Source organism: uncultured Aquimarina sp. (genome assembly GCF_947495315.1).
In the GTDB taxonomy this organism is placed as follows: Bacteria; Bacteroidota; Bacteroidia; order Flavobacteriales; family Flavobacteriaceae; genus Aquimarina.
Genome location: NZ_CANLYD010000005.1, coordinates 339,917 through 357,445, shown reverse-complemented (window position 1 = coordinate 357,445; position 17,529 = coordinate 339,917). Strand labels below are relative to the sequence as shown.

General features: G+C 31.3%; 24 protein-coding genes. 11 read left to right on the top strand and 13 right to left on the bottom strand.

All coding sequences use genetic code 11. The annotated features are described in order from the left end of the window. Positions 1-17 precede the first annotated feature (17 nt). The 4 genes from Q0910_RS11625 to Q0910_RS11610 form a co-directional block, all read right to left on the bottom strand. Positions 18-524, bottom strand: a complete 507-nt coding sequence (locus Q0910_RS11625) for a DNA starvation/stationary phase protection protein (protein ID WP_299216302.1) — start codon at positions 522-524, stop codon at positions 18-20. A gap of 253 nt (positions 525-777) precedes the next feature. Further along, positions 778-1,380 (bottom strand): DUF2652 domain-containing protein, encoded by a 603-nt coding sequence (locus Q0910_RS11620; protein ID WP_299216299.1) that lies wholly within the window; start codon positions 1,378-1,380, stop codon positions 778-780. Between the two features lie 18 nt (positions 1,381-1,398). Beyond that, positions 1,399-2,682: a DUF2254 domain-containing protein gene (locus Q0910_RS11615; protein ID WP_299216296.1), complete on the bottom strand. Its 1,284-nt coding sequence runs from the start codon at positions 2,680-2,682 to the stop codon at positions 1,399-1,401. 32 nt (positions 2,683-2,714) lie between these two features. Next, positions 2,715-3,434, bottom strand: coding sequence for a flavodoxin family protein (locus tag Q0910_RS11610; RefSeq protein ID WP_299216293.1), 720 nt, complete (start codon positions 3,432-3,434; stop codon positions 2,715-2,717). Between the two features lie 308 nt (positions 3,435-3,742). Here Q0910_RS11610 and Q0910_RS11605 point away from each other — a divergent pair, with 308 nt between their 5' ends. From Q0910_RS11605 to Q0910_RS11590, 4 genes are all read left to right on the top strand, one after another. After that, a complete protein-coding gene (locus Q0910_RS11605) occupies positions 3,743-4,318 on the top strand; it encodes a hypothetical protein (RefSeq protein WP_299216290.1) in 576 nt (191 codons plus the stop codon). A gap of 156 nt (positions 4,319-4,474) precedes the next feature. Next, positions 4,475-4,693 carry a hypothetical protein gene (locus Q0910_RS11600; RefSeq protein ID WP_149627457.1) on the top strand — a complete coding sequence of 73 codons (219 nt, stop codon included), beginning with the start codon at positions 4,475-4,477 and terminating at the stop codon, positions 4,691-4,693. Between the two features lie 13 nt (positions 4,694-4,706). After that, the gene (locus tag Q0910_RS11595; protein ID WP_299216285.1) at positions 4,707-5,594 is read left to right on the top strand and encodes a mechanosensitive ion channel; all 888 of its coding nucleotides are present in this window, start codon (positions 4,707-4,709) and stop codon (positions 5,592-5,594) included. 32 nt (positions 5,595-5,626) lie between these two features. Further along, positions 5,627-6,658: an AI-2E family transporter gene (locus Q0910_RS11590; protein ID WP_299216282.1), complete on the top strand. Its 1,032-nt coding sequence runs from the start codon at positions 5,627-5,629 to the stop codon at positions 6,656-6,658. Positions 6,659-6,953: 295 nt separating this feature from the next. Here the strand turns inward: Q0910_RS11590 and Q0910_RS11585 are convergent, their stop codons facing one another. From Q0910_RS11585 to Q0910_RS11570, 4 genes are all read right to left on the bottom strand, one after another. Continuing rightward, the gene (locus Q0910_RS11585; RefSeq protein WP_299216279.1) at positions 6,954-7,139 is read right to left on the bottom strand and encodes a hypothetical protein; all 186 of its coding nucleotides are present in this window, start codon (positions 7,137-7,139) and stop codon (positions 6,954-6,956) included. A 10-nt stretch (positions 7,140-7,149) separates the two neighbouring features. Continuing rightward, a complete protein-coding gene (locus Q0910_RS11580; RefSeq protein ID WP_299216276.1) occupies positions 7,150-7,302 on the bottom strand; it encodes a YqaE/Pmp3 family membrane protein in 153 nt (50 codons plus the stop codon). Between the two features lie 67 nt (positions 7,303-7,369). Further along, positions 7,370-7,579, bottom strand: a complete 210-nt coding sequence (locus Q0910_RS11575) for a hypothetical protein (RefSeq protein ID WP_299216273.1) — start codon at positions 7,577-7,579, stop codon at positions 7,370-7,372. A 28-nt stretch (positions 7,580-7,607) separates the two neighbouring features. Continuing rightward, complete coding sequence (locus Q0910_RS11570) at positions 7,608-7,817, bottom strand: DUF2945 domain-containing protein (protein WP_299216270.1); 210 nt, start codon at positions 7,815-7,817, stop codon at positions 7,608-7,610. A 392-nt stretch (positions 7,818-8,209) separates the two neighbouring features. Between Q0910_RS11570 and Q0910_RS11565 the strand changes: the two genes are divergently transcribed. Continuing rightward, positions 8,210-8,659 carry a PA2169 family four-helix-bundle protein gene (locus Q0910_RS11565; protein WP_299216267.1) on the top strand — a complete coding sequence of 150 codons (450 nt, stop codon included), beginning with the start codon at positions 8,210-8,212 and terminating at the stop codon, positions 8,657-8,659. A gap of 187 nt (positions 8,660-8,846) precedes the next feature. Here the strand turns inward: Q0910_RS11565 and Q0910_RS11560 are convergent, their stop codons facing one another. Continuing rightward, positions 8,847-9,857, bottom strand: a complete 1,011-nt coding sequence (locus Q0910_RS11560) for an AraC family transcriptional regulator (RefSeq protein ID WP_299216264.1) — start codon at positions 9,855-9,857, stop codon at positions 8,847-8,849. Between the two features lie 243 nt (positions 9,858-10,100). Between Q0910_RS11560 and Q0910_RS11555 the strand changes: the two genes are divergently transcribed. After that, on the top strand, positions 10,101-10,802 hold the full coding sequence (locus Q0910_RS11555; RefSeq protein WP_299216261.1) for an SOS response-associated peptidase family protein: 702 nt from the start codon (positions 10,101-10,103) through the stop codon (positions 10,800-10,802). A 12-nt stretch (positions 10,803-10,814) separates the two neighbouring features. Here the strand turns inward: Q0910_RS11555 and Q0910_RS11550 are convergent, their stop codons facing one another. The 3 genes from Q0910_RS11550 to Q0910_RS11540 form a co-directional block, all read right to left on the bottom strand. After that, entirely contained in the window at positions 10,815-11,129 is a 315-nt protein-coding gene (locus tag Q0910_RS11550) for a YdhR family protein (protein WP_299216259.1), read from the bottom strand. Between the two features lie 143 nt (positions 11,130-11,272). Next, positions 11,273-12,295, bottom strand: coding sequence for an AraC family transcriptional regulator (locus Q0910_RS11545; RefSeq protein WP_299216256.1), 1,023 nt, complete (start codon positions 12,293-12,295; stop codon positions 11,273-11,275). Positions 12,296-12,473: 178 nt separating this feature from the next. Continuing rightward, a complete protein-coding gene (locus tag Q0910_RS11540) occupies positions 12,474-13,517 on the bottom strand; it encodes an AraC family transcriptional regulator (protein WP_299216252.1) in 1,044 nt (347 codons plus the stop codon). A 206-nt stretch (positions 13,518-13,723) separates the two neighbouring features. Between Q0910_RS11540 and Q0910_RS11535 the strand changes: the two genes are divergently transcribed. From Q0910_RS11535 to Q0910_RS11525, 3 genes are all read left to right on the top strand, one after another. After that, the gene (locus tag Q0910_RS11535) at positions 13,724-13,888 is read left to right on the top strand and encodes a DUF1328 family protein (protein ID WP_118461219.1); all 165 of its coding nucleotides are present in this window, start codon (positions 13,724-13,726) and stop codon (positions 13,886-13,888) included. Positions 13,889-13,909: 21 nt separating this feature from the next. After that, positions 13,910-14,089, top strand: coding sequence for a hypothetical protein (locus Q0910_RS11530; protein ID WP_299216250.1), 180 nt, complete (start codon positions 13,910-13,912; stop codon positions 14,087-14,089). A 238-nt stretch (positions 14,090-14,327) separates the two neighbouring features. Then, positions 14,328-14,663: a hypothetical protein gene (locus tag Q0910_RS11525; RefSeq protein WP_299216247.1), complete on the top strand. Its 336-nt coding sequence runs from the start codon at positions 14,328-14,330 to the stop codon at positions 14,661-14,663. A 26-nt stretch (positions 14,664-14,689) separates the two neighbouring features. On the opposite strand, the gene Q0910_RS11520 is transcribed toward Q0910_RS11525, so the two are convergent. Beyond that, positions 14,690-15,097, bottom strand: a complete 408-nt coding sequence (locus tag Q0910_RS11520) for a hypothetical protein (protein ID WP_299216244.1) — start codon at positions 15,095-15,097, stop codon at positions 14,690-14,692. 126 nt (positions 15,098-15,223) lie between these two features. Between Q0910_RS11520 and cls the strand changes: the two genes are divergently transcribed. Beyond that, complete coding sequence (gene cls, locus Q0910_RS11515) at positions 15,224-16,645, top strand: cardiolipin synthase (protein WP_299216241.1); 1,422 nt, start codon at positions 15,224-15,226, stop codon at positions 16,643-16,645. 154 nt (positions 16,646-16,799) lie between these two features. Further along, positions 16,800-17,402, top strand: a complete 603-nt coding sequence (locus Q0910_RS11510; RefSeq protein ID WP_299216238.1) for a porin family protein — start codon at positions 16,800-16,802, stop codon at positions 17,400-17,402. The last annotated feature ends 127 nt before the right edge of the window (positions 17,403-17,529 follow it).

Below are 17,529 nucleotides of genomic sequence, written 5' to 3'. Positions count from 1 at the left end.
TAATTTGTTTGTTTTGATTATGCTATTCTAACAAGGGATGTGTCTAAATGGTCAGAAGTATCTTTTGACCACGCGTTTAACATCCAGCTCGATTTTTCTAGCTCTCTAATATAAACTCCTACCATATCTATTGTACCCTCGTCTCCTGCCTCTTCCGCATGTCTTAATATTATCCGCATTTGGGTAAGTAATTTTTTATGGTCTCCAAGTAATTCTTTTACCATTTCTATATCTTTCATCAAAGGTGTCACTTCTTTTATGTCTGATAATTTGATGTACTCTGCGAACTGACTTACCGGATGATGCTGTAGTGTCAAAATACGCTCTGCGATTTCATCTATTTTTAATTTAGCATCATTGTATAATTCTTCAAATTTTATGTGAAGATCAAAGAAATTTTTTCCTAAAATATTCCAGTGGAAACCTCTCAATTTTTGGTAGTATAAATTGTAATCAGCTAAAAGTATATTTAATTCTAATACTACAGGTAAAAGCTTTTTCTCATCCATGTTCAAATAATTCATAGCAATTTTTTAAGATTAATAATATAGTAAAGTCGAACAACAGAATTGTATTATTCTTTTTTGTTCATTACAAAGATACCCTGAGTAGAATGGCATCTTTTGCTCATATACTATTTATCTTAACTCTATCGTAAAGAGATCAAACATCAGATGAAAGTTATAAGAATATGGTTTTAGAAATTTAGTATTGTTTGAAAACAAATACCTTTTCCGGATTTAACAAAACTATATAAAAATTCTAGTAAAATGAATCTTAATCAACTAAAGGCTCAAGATTAATATAGCTATAGTTAATTTCTCCTATATGCTTATATTCAGTTTCTCGATCGTGAAGTTCTCCCCAACCAAAATTTCGTTCGATAGTCTTATCTTTAAATTCCGATAACAAATCTTCAGAAAGTAAAATATATTCATCTATTGGTATTTTATTTTTTAGTAATCTATGGGCGATAATGACATCTTCTCCCATAAGTTTTATGTTTTTACCTATAGGAACCGCACTTATTTCCTGGCCATAATGTAATACAATTTTAAGACCAAGCATCTCCGGGATATTATTTCCTTCTTTTGTATTTTTATATTGTTTGTGGAGTATTTTTAACTGTTCATAAAATTCTGTGTAAAACAATCTGCACTGATACACCAGTTCTGTGAATGTTGGTAATGGTCCGGTTCTATAAAACAAAATAGCGTCTCCTTCAATTTCTGAGACCTTAAGATCTAATTTGTTCGCATAGATTACTCTGTTAAGTAATGACGGTATTACTTTAGAACTTAATTCTATATTTGTGGAACTCATAAATTCAGTAAAACCACTGATATCCGGTATACATAGTAAGGTTGGTGTTGCTTTCATATATTTTGAAGAAAAAAGTTAAGTCTCTAATAACTCTAAGATACGTTTTAGATCTTGATTATTACTTATGTGTTTTTTTAAATCATTACTTAATGCGATAATTTCATTTTGTACAGCTTCTACATAATCAGGATGTATATCATTACAATTTTTAATAAAAATCAATGCACTCAATAGTTCATAAGAAACTGTACTATCTGACTTTGCATAAAGACGAATCGGTTCAATCACAATACGCATTATTTCTGAGGCACTTATTTTATTATGAATAATTGTAACTTCACAATCAGCTATGCCCAAAATAGTTTTTGGTTCAATTTTTAGCGCCTGCTGCACTAACTGACCTAATTTAGAAATAGCATTGATAGCAGTACCCGGATCATTAATACCTGGAGACAAAGCTTTTACGGCTACCTCGGTTAATTTTATCATTCCTCCAACACCACTATCGTCTTCATGTCTGTTAGAGAGAATATAAAGACAAATGTGTAAAGATTTTAATTCCTCTTCAGAAATAGGTTCTTTAATACCAAGAACAGGATCTCCTTTCCAAATATGTTGATCCGCATAAGGAATGATTTCTATTGTGTTTTCTTTACTTTTTAAAGAATCCTGCAATAGTGTAATATCAAATGATCGATAATAACCAGTTTTTTTACTAGGTATCGTCTTCCAATATTGAAATGAGGTATTTTGATTTTCAGAACCCTTCTCTTTTTGTTCTTGTTTTTCCTTTTCAAGCAATTTAGTACTGGACGCATAAATCTTGTCTATAATATTATGTATTTGTATTGCTTGAGATATACTATGAATAAAATACACAAACAACCCAATACAAAATGCTCCCAGTACCGCTGACACCATTACAGAAAATCCTACGGCGTTTGTGGATGAACCATAAGCTCCTAAAGACATTAAAACAATTATTGCATACAATATCGTTCCAATATAAAACCCTAGTATGATTTGATGCTTTTTGTTAGAGATCAACCCTGGCAAAAGTCTTGGAGAAAAGTTAGAAGAAGCTTGATTTAATACTACCATTACCATGGTAAAACTAAAAACGGTCAATGACAATATCCCCCCAAATAATGTAGAAAGAATTGTTCTGGCAGTTTCATTATCCTGTACCAAAAGATATGGCACCTTTTCCTTAATGGAATCGATTACTTCCAGATTTTCTACAAATAACAAAATAATTGCCAAAAAAAAGAATGCTGCACTAATTAGAATAGGATAAAATGCGATGCTATGAAAGACAGCACTTTTTACTCTTTTTAAAAACTTCAATGTGGATTTCATAACAGTCTGTCTACTTTTCTTAATATAATAGATTAGCGATATTCAGGGTTTTCAAAATTCCATCGTGTACCATCATCCCAATCTTCTCTAGAATTACCATATGAGCTATAACCATTATTATTCTTTAATATAGCAGCTAAATGAAGTAAATTATAAGTCATAAAGGTAGTGTTTCTATTGGTAAAAGCATTGTTCTTTGCACCAGACTCTTCGTCTAGGTAACTTGGTCCGGGACCTGCTTCTCCTATCCATCCACAGTCCGCTTGTGGAGGTATACTGTAACCCAAATGCTGTAAAGCATATAGGATTCCCATCGCGCAGTGCTTTATTCCATCTTCATTACCTGTGATGACACACCCACCAACTTTTCCATAATAAATATACTGTCCTTTTTTATTAGTTTTACCACTCATTCCGTACAATCTTTCAATTAATTTGGTGGCGACAGATGATTTTTCTCCTAACCATATAGGTGTTCCTATAATTAGGATATCAGCATCCATTATTTTGTCATAGATTTCCGGCCAATCGTCTTTTTCTTTTCCTTCATCCTTCATATCAGGCATTAACCCATAAGCAACATCATAATCTACTAATCGAAGATATTCTACTCTTACATTTTCGGATTTCATAATATCCATAGATACATTCATAAGTCCTTCAGTATTGCTTTTTTGATTAGAACTTTTTAAAGTACAGTTAATGTATAATGCTTTCAGATTAGAAAAATCAGGTTGTTTTGTAGAGCTCATATTATTTTAGTTTTAAGAATTATTTTGAGTTACAAGTTCACGAATTAATATATGATGCCGTTGTGCAATCACTATATTTTTTAACTCAATACCAAATACAGAATACTTTGTACCTAATTCACCTAACTACCAAAACAGTCAAGGAAAATTGTATATGCGCACAGTTTATCACTCCTTGAAATCTACCTTTGCCTTGTAACAAATAGAAATAAGGGCTACTAAAATCAAAAACGTAAAATATCATTAGGGCAAATGTGATGTGTTAAAATAAGTAGCCCTTAATTTTTAAACTAAAAAACCTTTTAATTATGAAAAAATTTGCAGGAATATTAATGATCATTCTTTTAGTAACAAGCTGTGATATACAGCAAAAAAAAGAAGCAAAATTACCTGATGTAGATGTAGATATTGATACCGAAGCTGGGCAACTTCCAACATTTGATGTTGATTGGGCTGATGTGAATGTAGGAACAAGAACTAAAATGGTTAAGGTCCCTAAAGTTGTTGTGGTAATGGAAGAAGTAGAGGTAGAAGTACCTTATGTTGATGTAGATATGCCGAATAGTGGAGAGAAAGAAGAACTTACGCTAACAGTTGAGGCAGAAGTAACTGGTAAAGAACACTCTATTGATATTAAAGAGATTATTGCTTCCAACGATAAATTATACGTTATTTCTAGTCTGAAAGAATTAGATCAAGATCTAGGGGACAAAAAACTAAGAGTTTCTGATCGTGTAATTCTTAATGCTCCTGACCTTAACGTAAAGCATATCATTATGGGAGAAAAGCCGGACAGAGTATTTAATGATCAGTATAAATACATAAAAGACATTAATGCTTTTAAAGCAGGCTTAAAAAAACCAAGAGTGATTTTCACTAAATAGTATATCTAATTCCAGATAGATATGGTTAGTTGACGAAATGGCCTCTTTAGATATATTTAAAGAGGTCATTTTTATTTTAAGAGCATAATATAATGGTATTTTTGATTAGCCCTAAATAAAAAAGAAATACAAAAGAATATTCTAAAAGCATATGATATGGCTGCAACCAGTTTAGGAAACACTAGAAATATCTGTCGTAAATACTATGTGCATCCCTTCGTAGAGTCATCTTATAAAGATGGTTCTATAGAAAAGGTATTTAACAGAATTGATCCTTCTGATCAATTAGAGGATTATTTCACCAATACAGAAGGTGCTATTTTAAAATTACTGTCGGACTACACACCAACATTTTTAAAAAATATTAAACACTAAAAATCAAAAAAACATGAATGACAAACTAATCAATGCCTGGAATAAAATGTATGAAAAACTAGAATCTTGGTTAGACTCGATTGTAGTAAACTTACCCAATATTTTGATAGCAGTCTTTGTATTCATAGTAGCACTTATTGCTTCAAAATATATTAGCAAACTAGCACGAAAGATACTCGATAAAAGCAGACTTCAACCATCGATGAAAAATCTGATTTCAAAATTTATATCTATTGCTGTTGTCATTATAGGATTATTTCTGATTTTGGGTATTCTTAATCTGGATAAAGCACTGAACACCATTCTTGCAGGTGCTGGGGTAGCTGGTCTTGCCGTTGGTTTGGCATTACAAGGAGCATTAGCCAACACCTACTCAGGTATAATCCTTTCGTATATCAAACACATCAAATTTGGAGACTGGATAGAAACCAATGACTTTGAAGGAGAAGTTATCGATATAGATCTACGTGCCGTTACCATAAAGCAAGTAGATAATAATTTAGTATATATCCCTAATAAATTGGTAGTAGACAACCCAATTAAGAATTACTCAACTACAGCACAATCGCGTGTCATTCTTGAGTGTGGTGTTGGATATGAATCAGACCTAAGATTTGTCGAAAAACTTACAAAAGAAACTATAGTCTCTAATTTTGAAGCAGTACAGAAAAAAAATGACGTTTTATTCTTATGGAGAGAATTTGGGGATAGTTCAATTAACTACGAACTCCGTTTTTGGATTAATTCTACCTCTGCTTTGGAAGTTGCTAAAGCTAAAAGTGAAACCATGATGTTAATGAAAGAAGCATATGATAAAAATAACATCAACATCCCATTCCCTATACGAACATTAGATTTCCCTAAAGGTTTTGATTTAATGAAAGAAGAAGAAGAAAAATAGGATATCTTTAAAGAATAAATCAAAAATTATAAATGAAAAATATTAGCCCAAACATTATACGGCAGGTTTTTGTATTACTTCTTATATTTTTAATTGGCGGACTTATATTTAGAGAAATCCTCCCGTATCTATCCGGTATTTTGGGAGCGATCACCATTTATGTCATTTTACGAAAGTGGATGGTGCTTTTGGTTCGCAAAGGCTGGCATCCAGACCTTGCAGCAATAGCATTATTAATTGGTTCTTTCTTAGGAATATTAGTACCTGTAGTGGGTTTAATTCTTATGTTGAGCAACAAAATTGGACACGTTGCAGATAATTTTGAAAAAGTTATTGTGGCACTTAAGGGAAGGTTGGACACTTGGGAAAATGAAATTGGCTACGATCTAAGCGAACAATTAGACGCAGAAGCCATTTCTAATTGGACTACAGAAAACTTGCAAAGCTTTGCCGGAGGCACTTTTAATGTATTTATTTCTATTGGTATTATGTATTTTCTCCTCTATTATATGTTTACGAACAGAAGGAAATTAAGGGAATCTCTTTTTGAGTATATACCAATTAACAAAGATAATTTAAAAATTATAGGTGACGAGAGCCAGAAAATGGTTCGATCTAATGCCGTTGGTATTCCATTGGTTGCCATCATACAAGGAGTTGTTGCGCTTATTGGATTCCTGATATTTGGTATAGAAGATCCTTTGTTTTGGTTCGTTATAGTAATCGTTGGATCTATGATTCCTTTTGTGGGTACGATCATTGGTATATTGCCCGTATTTATAATTACACACTCCACCGGACACGTTTATCAAGCTTGGGGGATTTTAATATACGGATTAGTAGTTGTTGGGTTTTCTGATAACATAGTCCGGCTATATGTTTTACAAAAATTAGATAATGTACACCCAATAATAACTCTTATTGGAGTGATTGTCGGTGTTCCTCTATTTGGCTTTATAGGACTCATTTTTGGTCCGCTATTAATTAGTCTGTTTTTAATAGTGGTTCAAATCTATAAATCAGAATATGGAAAATCAACACCGAATGGTGAAGAAAAATTATAAATAACGTGAGTTCGATCTAACGATTTGGTTTAAAAAAGCCGTCAAATTGATTTAATTTTTCATAGTGAAACGTAGAAAAATTAGCCTGCCTGCCTATGGAGGGTATCGAAATTAGGCTTTTGATTGAAAATTCACTTGCCTACCTGCAATCCGACAGGTAGGCAGGTCTCCGATACATCCGCTTGAGGCGGACACTCTGACTGACGTGAATTTTCTTATATCGAACTAACGTTAAATACAATGAGAAGCAGATTTTTTTACTTACACTGTTAGCGTGATACTACCTTTTTTTATATCATACCACTTCATTAAAAGAAAGTGCTTCAGCAAATTTATGAGCGTATTTGTTTCTTAGCATACTCTGGTAATTCAAAAATCGAGAAAGCGATACAATCTGAACCTCTCTTGCAGCTCTGTAATATCTTATTTCCGCTTCAAAAAGAACGCCTAATACTTTTTGTGATTCACCTCTGACATTCATACCACTGACTTTATTTATTAACTATAAAGGCATGAATGACACCAGGCAACCATCCGATTAAAGTTAATATCAGACTAATTAAAAACGTAGTTCCGAGTCCATGTTTTAAAAAAACAGCTAATGGCGGTAATAAAATGTTCAAAATTATTGTTAGAAAAGACATAGTTTTATGATTTATTAGTTATTATTCTTTATTGGTTTGTTAAAATTGCTTTCTTCAGTCATTCTAATTATCTGCATAAAATAACCTCAGTATAATCTTTCAGCACATGTGAACCATCAGAACTCTTAATATATAGTGCCTTATTTGCACTGCTAAAACGGACCAACGAATTCTCCTTTATTTTTCTTGTAATCTTGTACATATATGTTTCTTCGACAATACCGAATAAGGTAGTTTGATCTTGAGTCCACCTTACTTTTTCTCCTTTTTTTATCATGTCCTAATTTTGAGCTATATCAATTTAACTATATACGATCAACTTCGTTTTCACTTTTAAGCACATAATCACCGTCATCTTGTTGTATATAAAGCGCTTTATTTCCTTCCTCGCCAATTCTGGTTACTTCAGTTCCTTTTATGGTTTTGGTTACCTTACTAGTATGTGTTTCCTCTACCTTTCCGTTTGACTTACCTTGACCCCATTTCCACGAAACTTTACTCCCTTTTCGTATCATAAATTTTTTATTGCAAGATCAATTATAGATACCAAATACATTAATCCAATCAAAAAACTTATTGACTCAAACCCGCTGAAAAGCTTGCGTCTTGCTATAAAAAGTTAAATTCTAAATGAGTCAATTTTTCGTTTATCTGAGCAAATAGAAATTACAAGACGACTTTATCTTCGTATAAAATTTAAAAGAAATGGGGCTTCAATTTCTATTGATATTTGTAAGTGGATTCGCTTCAGGTGTGATCATAGTCGTCACAACAGGAATGCGAAAAAAAAGAAACAGAAGATAGTACGATACAATGCCCGGCATTTAAAATGGCTGGTAACGTTAAATATAAGATGTTAATCGATCAGCATCTATAAATAATTATCGTTCACTTAAAACTAAAATTTATGGCAACTTATTCTGAAAAAGTTGGAAACAAACTTAATGATTTATTAGAAAAGACGTATGATGCAGAAAAGGGATTTAAAAAAGCTGCTGAAAACACCAATCACTCTGGATTAAAAAATTACTTTAATCAAAAAGCTCAAGAGCGTTACGATTTTGGTCACGAGCTTAAAACCGAACTCAAATCCGTTGGTCAAGAAATTGAAAAAGGAGGAAGTATTGCAGGGTCAGCACACCGAGCGTGGATGGATGTAAAATCGTTTTTATCCTCTGACAATGAAGAGTCTATGTTAGAAGAAGCAATTAGAGGAGAGAAATCTGCATTGGAGGAATACAACGATGTTCTTTCTGAAACTACATTACCACCAACTACACAAACAGTATTAACTCAGCAAAAAAATAAAATATTGCAAGGATTATCTTCAATTAAAAGATTAGAGGACTTACACTAGATACATTATTTTTTTACATACAAAAAGAGATCATTAACATATTAATGATCTCTTTTTGTATGTAAAATTCATTAGTCAAAGAGCTTTTATTGCCAAAAGAAAAAGGAGATATAGTTTTCTCTAAATATAACATCTACTTTAGCTCTAATCCCAAAAACACCTTATAACAAATCAGAAACACTATTAATTATCTTGATTTGTATTCTTTTGGGCTACAGGAGTACTTTTTCTTAAAAATTTTACAAAAATAGCTTCTACTAGTTAATCCAACCGAATACACGACTTCAGAAATCGTTAACTCTGTAGTCTTTATCAATTTTTCTGCTTTTTCTAATCGTACATTTCTCACGAAGTCGGAAACAGTTCTTTGAAAAATAAACTTAAAACCTTCTTGTAATTTTGCAGGAGAAAGTCCAGATTCTAAACATAATGATTTTATACTATGCTGTATTTCCGGATGCTGTTTAATATAATCACTTACTTGAGAAATCGCCTTTAGTTCATTTTTTAACAAACCACTTGTATTAGAGTTATTCTCAATTTCTGCATGGAACTGTTCAATATGCTTTGCCAAGATCAGATAGTACCTCCCTTTTTGGGATAATAATTCAGAAACTTCATTACTATGCTCTACCCCAAATAATAATTTTAATTGCTCTGCGACTTTTAGGTTATAACCTCCAATATGAAAATGTTTAGACTTTGTTTTTATATTAAATAATAAGCTTTGCAATTTTTTACCAAACTGGTTATTCTGTATGCTAAATTTATCGAAATATTCTTTTTTATTAATACAGATAATATTGAGCATCAAATGTTGATCTTTTGGGATTAAAATACTGCTTGATAATCCTTGGTCACTATGAACGACTGCTGTTTGAAACTGTTCTATTTTCGTAATCTCTTCGAACACTTCAAATTGATGATATAAATGACCTTCTAAACAATACAAAAACTGAAGAGATTCTGATGTAATCGAATCTATAGGGATCGCTACATTTTTATGTAGTTTTAAGTTGAAATCGAACGTTTGCAGACCATTTTGCAAATTCGTGTAACGAACTTGCCCTTTTCCAACTTCCGAATCTAAAGTTAACGTATGAATATCATAATCGACGGTAATATTTCCTTGGAGATGTTCCTTTAGAATATTTAACTCAGAAGGAACGCTCACCAAATCATTTTCTATTTTTTCCATAATACCCTTCGTAATAATTTAATAATTGATTTTAAGATAGTTATACAATATAACTGTACTACAAAAGTAGTTAGTTGACATACCATAGCTTAACGTTTTTGGGTATTTACTTATCGTTATTGTGTAAATCAATAAATAATTATGAATTTTTAACGTTCAACTTATTAAATGCGTTATTATTTAATTGATACGCGCTAACTTAGCACCTGATTTTTTATTTACTTGCACAAGTAATTAATAATAATGTATAAAAAAATTTCAAATATTGCGGAGAGAGAATTCATTGAAAATGAATTAGGTATTAAGTATAAATTTCCAAGGCTATACACCCCAAGTTCAGTAATCGATGGTACTCAAGAGGCTACATTATCTATTATTACAATGGATAACCCAGATCATATATTATATGCTATTTGGGGACTACTACCTAATAACTATGAAGGTGAATGGTCCGATTTTCAAAAAGCTTTGGACACCTTAAATGTCCCTAAAGAAAATTTAAATTCTAAAGGGATATTTAAAGAGCCTTACTATAGAAGACGTTGTCTTATTATTGTAACTGGTTTTTTTATATATCATTTGCACAACGGGACTCTATATCCTTATTATGTTTATCTGGATGATAAAAAACCTTTTTATATCGCGGGAATTTATAATATACTAGATGATGGGTTCATTACTTGTTCAATGTTAATGACAAAAACGACAGGTGTTGTAAACAAAATACAAAATCTAAGTACTACGATGCCTATCTTTGTTCCTAATAATCTAAGTGATGTTTGGTTAAATTCTAAAACTGATATGGATGAAATCGATTATATCCTAAATCTCCCTAATGCGCTGAAATTGAAAGCACATCCAATCGCTAAAGAATTTTTTAAGAATGATATCTCTTATGAATCCATGCTCGAACCTGTCTACTATGAAGGTATTCCTTTAGTTTAATAACGGAGTGCTTTACCCTACATTACTTCCTTTTATTTCATCTTTTAGAGAACCAATATCTATCTTTAGTGTCACCGGGATTATTCCATATTTTGGTCCGATACCTTGAGTTAAAAACTGCCCTAAATACTGATGTGCCAGTTGTATATTTTCAAAAATGTAAGTACCACCAATCGTTTTAGTCTCTTCATTTGTATAACAAAATAATGAAATTAGTCCTTCGGTGTTTTTTAGTATCTGTTTTCGGTTTGTTGATATTTCACAAACTTCATCAGTAGGTAAATTTGATTTAAATCTGAGGTTTACTATTGTTTTTTTATTCTTCATTTCAATGATTTCGATTTAGGTTAAGTATTCATTAATCAATCAAAAACCTGATGCACAATTAAGCATCATCAGGTTTTGGTTCTGAGGTAAATTTAAGGTAGAAAACAGTGTAGTTTTTAATCTAAAAAAGTAAATTATTGACCCTAATCCTTTGCTTTAATTTTTTTTCTATATTCCGTTGGTAAAATTCCGTAACGTTCAGAAAAGATTTTCGAGAAGTAACTTCTACTTTTAAAGCCTATATTATACACTATTTCAGAAATAGAATCATTTGTATTTTTTATGTAATCTCTGGATATTTCTAGTTTTAACTGTCTTATATATTCGTTTACAGATTTAGAATATAAAACTCTGAATCCAAGTTGCAATTTCTTAGGACTCATACCGGCCTTAGTTGCCAAAGACTGAACTGACAATGGTTCTGAAATATTATCAATGATAAAACCAGATAAGTTGTGAATCTTTTTAATATCTTCTTTAGAAAGTGATTCTGGCAACGCTAAACCATTTTCGTAATTGTTATGCTCCAGCATCTGCATTGCCAGAATCAAATTGAGTTGCCCCTCGATAGATAGCGTGCGTACGATACCACTTTCATAACTTTCCTGTAGCTGCTTGATCTGATCTGCTATCTTCAGGTTATAATTACCATAATGTTTGTATGGAGATTTTTCATTTTCTTCAGTAAAAGCAGCGAATAAACTTTTACTTAAATAAGATAAGTTGTTATTCTTTTTCTTAGCATATTCGCCTGGTAAAACATAAATAAAATTGACTTTAACAGCGGCTGTTTTAGGAAAAACATACGTTTCTTTAGAAAACTTTTGGGTAGATATAATTATGTTTTGATAACGTTCAAAAGTATATGGCCTTTGCTCTGTATTATTAGTATAATCCAGTTTACCTTCGGATATAAAAATAAATTCTATAGGATTGGCTTTTTCAATACTAAATACAATTTTAGTGTCTTCAACAAAACTAACATCGTAATCTACCAAAGAAACTCCCCAATCAAATGCAATACTACGCACAACTCCTTTTCCGAATTCATTATCGAACTCTAGAACGTGTTCTCCCCATTGATTGGTTAATTTTCCTTTCAAATGAACATTAAGTTGTTCTAAAATTTCTACACCATCTATGCTATGTATCTCAATTTTTTGCATTCTCTTTCTAAATTCTATGCTATATTTTATGCTTTGTGCAAAGAAATTAGATTTAGAGTAAACGGATTAACAATTTTGAAACATATACTAACACTATTGATCAGTTTAAGACTAATACAAAAGTGAATTTTCTCAGTTAAAAAGAGTTTTATTGAGTATTTTATTAACGTTAAACGTTTTATGCAGATTTGGAATCATCTTTTTTATTCCGCACCTGATTTAAGTATTGTTTTGGACTTATACCAAAACGTTTTTTAAATAATTTAGCAAAATAACTTCTGGAGTTGATACCTACTTTATAAGTAATCTCAGTAATATTAAGGTCAGAAGATTCTAGTAATTCCTTAGCTGTATCTATTCTGTAGTTTTTGATATACTCGTTTACTGATGTTTTATACAGTTGCTTAAAACCATTTTGCAATGTATTTTGATTAAGCCCTACACGCTTTGCTATATCTACGATATTGCCGATGCTATCGATTTCCTCTCTAATTATAGATACGGCATCTTCTATACTCTCTATAGTAGCTTGTCGTAAAATCAATCTTTTATCTGGTTCATTAAGATCATCAAGATATTGTTGCAATTGATGGGTTAAAATTTCGTAAGCCTTTCCTTCCAGATAAACTTGGCGCATAAAGCCGGTGAGCTCGCACTCTGTAAATTCTGAAATAAACTTAGAAATCTCAAGACTATAATAATTCTTATAATAAAATTGATTGATCCCATTTACATCTCTAAACAACTCTATAAGATCCTCGTTCATATTCGGTAAAAAAGATTCTATTTTTTCCTCAAATAATTTTCTATTGATCTCAATACTAAAAATACAAATAGGTATATTCGCTGGAGTTTTAAAGATATGATTGTTTTTAGAAGTACTAGAAATCATTGCATTTTCTAGTCTACGTATTTCATGAAACTCTTCGCTATTTTCAAACTTGTGATAAAAACCAGATTCCCTGTTAAACATGATTTTTAAAGGATGAACAATTCCTTTCTCCAATTCATAGTTAAACTCCTTTTTCAATAAATAATCAGTTTCGACAACTCCAATCCCAAAATCAAACTGATAAGATTTCATATATCCCGAACCAAATTCCTCAGGTAATCGCACACAATATTCGTGATGAGAATTCTCATAATCTATTCCAAGACTATTAGCTAAATCAATAACTAAATTTTTGACGTGATGGTCTTGCACTTCTATTTTTTTCTTCATCTATCTTGATTATTGAAAGCTATAAGCATAAAGATACTTCTAATTTAATCATTTCGAGTGAAAAACAGTTCTGGCACTGCAATGGAGTTAACAATCTTAGTGATACAGTTAATGCAGTACCTAATAATTTAAGAAATTTACATTGTAAAAATTTGAAAATCAAATTGCTCTAAAGTAAAGAGCTATTACTAATTAAAACAATCACTATGTTACGTTACACTATTATCTTTGTTATTCTGGCAATTGTTGCTGGTATATTCGGTTTTGGAGGTATTGCAGCAGGAGCTGCCAGTATTGCTAAAATCTTATTCTTTATATTTATAGTACTCTTTATTTTATCTCTAATATTTGGTAAAAGATTCAAAGCATAACTAACCTTAAATTTAATTATCATGAAAAAAATAATAATATCATTTGCAGCACTTTGTTTAATTGTTGCAAGTACAAGTTGTAGAGAAAAGAAAAGTACAGGAGAAAAAGTAGAAGATGCAGTGGAAGAAGTAGGTGATGCAGTGGAAGATGGTGCAGAAGAGGTAAAAGATGCTGTTGAAGATGCAACTGATGATAATTAATCATAATAATAAAGCAAAGGGTTGTTTTACAAACAGGTAATTCATAAGTAATTACCTGTTTGTACTAATCGTTTTATGAATTAGTAATTATGTTAAGATTAAAAAGGGTGTTTCTTTTTAAATTAGGATATAAAAAAATAGCGACCTATGCTATCCTTTTCTTTTTTCTACTATTTTTCTTAATGTGCTTCTACTTTCTTATCATTTTTAACATCATAGGATAATAAAAAATAAATTAATGGAATCAAATTTTGATGCCAATGAAAATAAATATAAAGAGATTTATAAAAAGAAAGGATATACGTCAGATTATATTTTACATCAGCATAAACTCATCGATGTTTCTAATTCGAAAGAATTTAAACCTAACGAAGTATATGTAATCGCAAGATACCTTTTTGAAGGAATCAAAAATCCAGCGGATACCTCTGTTCTATACATACTAAAAACCATAAATGGATCAAAAGGAACTTTTATACAAAGAAACAACCTCAAAGAAGATCAAGGTTTAGTAGTAAATTTCTTTGATAATATACCTGAAGAAAACATTTCAAAAAAAGATAATTTACTTTAATTCCGAATAAAATTTAATACATTTTTTTAAGACAAATTTCTAGAGATATCAGCGCTATCTGCATCGGTTAAATTAATAAAATCAGAAGGGGTTTTAATTAGATAGAAATTATTTCCCATAATTAAAATAGGAAACCAAACTACCTCTGGATGATTTTGAATGACCTTTATCCAATCTCCTGGCTTGAGTTTAACTTTTGGATCGTACAACTTTCTATAGTTAGGAAATTCTCTCTGGATTAAATCCGAAATATCTAAATCAAGACCATCTGCAATTTCCAACCATTGTGTTCCTGTAATATTGGTTTTTGAAGTGTCAATGGCTAAGATATCTTTATCAGATGTGCATACGTAACTGTAAGTTTGCTTACCTAATGAAATACCTGAGTTATAAATTAGTGTAATTTTATTTTTATCGGTAGAAATGATTCCCATACTATTTAAATTTTTACTTTTAATAAAAATAAAAACCACTACCAAACTTTAGTAGTCCAATAGCTATAAATAGTAACTCATTTAAAAATCATAGCAATTGTCATACTCATTTAAAATATTATTAATATGATCATCGCAGTTGGCTTATATAGCGCTCTCACTCTTTTAGCTATTCTACATATTATTCTTTATGGCTCCAGACCTACAAAATCCCTAAGTTGGCTTCTTATTGTCTTAATCTTTCCATTTTTAGGAATCATATTATATATTGTTTTTGGTATCAACCGAAGAAGATTTAAGTTTTTTAAACTTAAACAGACCGTTAGAAGGCGTTTATATGATGAAAATTTTCGAAATCGATTAGTCAAAGAACAAAAAATAGAATTTGAAAATAAGAAGAGCTCGAAGTTATCTAAATTATTACGAAATAGTTCAAATTTTGCTACCCAACCTGCAAATCAGGTTAAAGTACTCCAAAATGGGAAAGAGACTTTTGATTCTATTTTTAAAGAACTACAAAAAGCTGAGAAATTCATACACCTCCAATACTACATTTTTGAAGAAGGAGAATTATTTGACAGACTTTATTCTTTATTAAAAGAAAAACTGGAAAACAATGTCGAAGTACGAATTTTATATGATGCAATTGGTAGTTATTCATTGCGTAAAAAAGCAATTAAAAAATTTAAGGATATTGGAGCCAGTGTATACCCAATAATGCCGCTACATTTTGGGAGTATTTTGTTTACTTTAAATTATCGTAACCACCGGAAAATTATAATCATAGATGGTAAAGTTGGTTTTACAGGAGGCGTTAATATTTCTGATAAATATATTAATCCCAAATCAGAACTGGGAATTTGGGATGACACACATTTATATCTGAATGGTCCAGCAGTGGATAGCTTGCATCGAGTGTTTATAAAAGATTATTATTTTGCTAGTAATGAGGAGTTATTATTAACCAATAAATACCTTCCCGAAACTAAGAAACAGGGAGATGTAGCGGTTCAGATTGTAGCAGGCGGGCCTGATGCAGATCATCCTTCGATTATGCAGCAATATATTACCATGATTAATCTCGCTGAAGAATATATTTATATTTCTAACCCATACTTTATTCCAAACAATGCGATGCTTGAAGCTCTTAGAATAGCAGCCCTAAGTGGAGTAACCATTAAATTATTAGTGCCAAAAAAATCAGATTCCTGGTTGGCTAAATATAGTATGCTATCCTTTTTTGAAGAATTATTGTTTCTAGGAATCGAGATCTACCAACAAAAAGATGATTTCTTGCATAGCAAAGTCATCATAATGGATGGTGAAATTGCTTCTGTTGGTTCAGGTAATTTTGATCACCGAAGTTTTGAACATAATTTTGAAACTAATGCCTTAATCTATGACACCCCAATCACAGAAAGCATTTGTCAAGATTTTATCGCAGATTGCCGAGAGAGTGTATTATTGAAGTACGAAACCTATAAAAAACGGGGGATAAAACGAAAATTATCTGAAGGTATAGCACGATTCTTTAGTCCTTTGTTATAATTAGCATCAAAGTATTCTTTTATAATTTCTTAAATTCTGTTAAACTATATCTCTCTAATGGAATGGGTTAAAAACTCCGTTTTTTGAGTCAATCATCAATATGCGTTCATTGTAATTTTGAGCAAATAAAAATTACAAACAAAAATGTAAAATGATGAAAAAAACAACTTTATTTTTAAGCTTTATTTTCTGCAGTGTAACCCTATTTGCACAAGAAGTAGAAAACAGATTTCAATTTGGAGCGCGTGCTGGTATCAACTTTTCAACGATTACAGGAGATGATTTCGAGGATCCAAATTCTAGAACAAGTTTTTATGCAGGTCTTGTCGCAGAAACTTTTGTTACAGAAAAATTTGCGCTACAAGGAGAAGTTTTCTACTCTGGACAAGGATTTGATATTGAAGAAACAACTTTTGCCGGAGTAACAGTGACTCCTGAAGCAGAATTCCAAATTGATTATATCCAAGTGCCACTTTTAGCAAAAATCTATTTGATCGAAGGATTAAACATTCATGCAGGACCTCAATTTGGATTTAAAATTAATGAAGAGATTGATACTGATCCAACAGGAGATGGTGGAGATTTTGACACTGATCGTATTAAAGATTTTGATTTTCAATTGGCTGCTGGTGCAGAATTCAAATTTGCCAAAAGCTTTTTTATCCAGGCAAGATATACCTATGGCTTTTCTGAAGTAGTAGAAGATACCGATGCGCATAATTCTACTTTCTCGGCTGGTATTGGATTTATGTTTTAGAGAGCTTTTACTAATACAATGATGAGCAATAAGGCCCACCAAATGGTGAGCCTTATTGTTTACTGAATCCTCGAAAAGGTTAAAGAATGTGCTATTTGAGTTAACCAATCAATCTGATTTGTTTTAA

Excerpts from the sequence above, each read along its gene's own strand:
- Q0910_RS11625 (WP_299216302.1), bottom strand. The coding sequence starts at position 524 with ATGAATTATTTGAACATGGATGAGAAAAAGCTTTTACCTGTAGTATTA.
- Q0910_RS11620 (WP_299216299.1), bottom strand. The coding sequence starts at position 1,380 with ATGAAAGCAACACCAACCTTACTATGTATACCGGATATCAGTGGTTTT.
- Q0910_RS11615 (WP_299216296.1), bottom strand. The coding sequence starts at position 2,682 with ATGAAATCCACATTGAAGTTTTTAAAAAGAGTAAAAAGTGCTGTCTTT.
- Q0910_RS11610 (WP_299216293.1), bottom strand. The coding sequence starts at position 3,434 with ATGAGCTCTACAAAACAACCTGATTTTTCTAATCTGAAAGCATTATAC.
- Q0910_RS11605 (WP_299216290.1), top strand. The coding sequence starts at position 3,743 with ATGAAAAAATTTGCAGGAATATTAATGATCATTCTTTTAGTAACAAGC.
- Q0910_RS11600 (WP_149627457.1), top strand. The coding sequence starts at position 4,475 with ATGGCTGCAACCAGTTTAGGAAACACTAGAAATATCTGTCGTAAATAC.
- Q0910_RS11595 (WP_299216285.1), top strand. The coding sequence starts at position 4,707 with ATGAATGACAAACTAATCAATGCCTGGAATAAAATGTATGAAAAACTA.
- Q0910_RS11590 (WP_299216282.1), top strand. The coding sequence starts at position 5,627 with ATGAAAAATATTAGCCCAAACATTATACGGCAGGTTTTTGTATTACTT.
- Q0910_RS11585 (WP_299216279.1), bottom strand. The coding sequence starts at position 7,139 with ATGAATGTCAGAGGTGAATCACAAAAAGTATTAGGCGTTCTTTTTGAA.
- Q0910_RS11580 (WP_299216276.1), bottom strand. The coding sequence starts at position 7,302 with ATGTCTTTTCTAACAATAATTTTGAACATTTTATTACCGCCATTAGCT.
- Q0910_RS11575 (WP_299216273.1), bottom strand. The coding sequence starts at position 7,579 with ATGATAAAAAAAGGAGAAAAAGTAAGGTGGACTCAAGATCAAACTACC.
- Q0910_RS11570 (WP_299216270.1), bottom strand. The coding sequence starts at position 7,817 with ATGATACGAAAAGGGAGTAAAGTTTCGTGGAAATGGGGTCAAGGTAAG.
- Q0910_RS11565 (WP_299216267.1), top strand. The coding sequence starts at position 8,210 with ATGGCAACTTATTCTGAAAAAGTTGGAAACAAACTTAATGATTTATTA.
- Q0910_RS11560 (WP_299216264.1), bottom strand. The coding sequence starts at position 9,857 with ATGGAAAAAATAGAAAATGATTTGGTGAGCGTTCCTTCTGAGTTAAAT.
- Q0910_RS11555 (WP_299216261.1), top strand. The coding sequence starts at position 10,101 with ATGTATAAAAAAATTTCAAATATTGCGGAGAGAGAATTCATTGAAAAT.
- Q0910_RS11550 (WP_299216259.1), bottom strand. The coding sequence starts at position 11,129 with ATGAAGAATAAAAAAACAATAGTAAACCTCAGATTTAAATCAAATTTA.
- Q0910_RS11545 (WP_299216256.1), bottom strand. The coding sequence starts at position 12,295 with ATGCAAAAAATTGAGATACATAGCATAGATGGTGTAGAAATTTTAGAA.
- Q0910_RS11540 (WP_299216252.1), bottom strand. The coding sequence starts at position 13,517 with ATGAAGAAAAAAATAGAAGTGCAAGACCATCACGTCAAAAATTTAGTT.
- Q0910_RS11535 (WP_118461219.1), top strand. The coding sequence starts at position 13,724 with ATGTTACGTTACACTATTATCTTTGTTATTCTGGCAATTGTTGCTGGT.
- Q0910_RS11530 (WP_299216250.1), top strand. The coding sequence starts at position 13,910 with ATGAAAAAAATAATAATATCATTTGCAGCACTTTGTTTAATTGTTGCA.
- Q0910_RS11525 (WP_299216247.1), top strand. The coding sequence starts at position 14,328 with ATGGAATCAAATTTTGATGCCAATGAAAATAAATATAAAGAGATTTAT.
- Q0910_RS11520 (WP_299216244.1), bottom strand. The coding sequence starts at position 15,097 with ATGGGAATCATTTCTACCGATAAAAATAAAATTACACTAATTTATAAC.
- cls (WP_299216241.1), top strand. The coding sequence starts at position 15,224 with ATGATCATCGCAGTTGGCTTATATAGCGCTCTCACTCTTTTAGCTATT.
- Q0910_RS11510 (WP_299216238.1), top strand. The coding sequence starts at position 16,800 with ATGAAAAAAACAACTTTATTTTTAAGCTTTATTTTCTGCAGTGTAACC.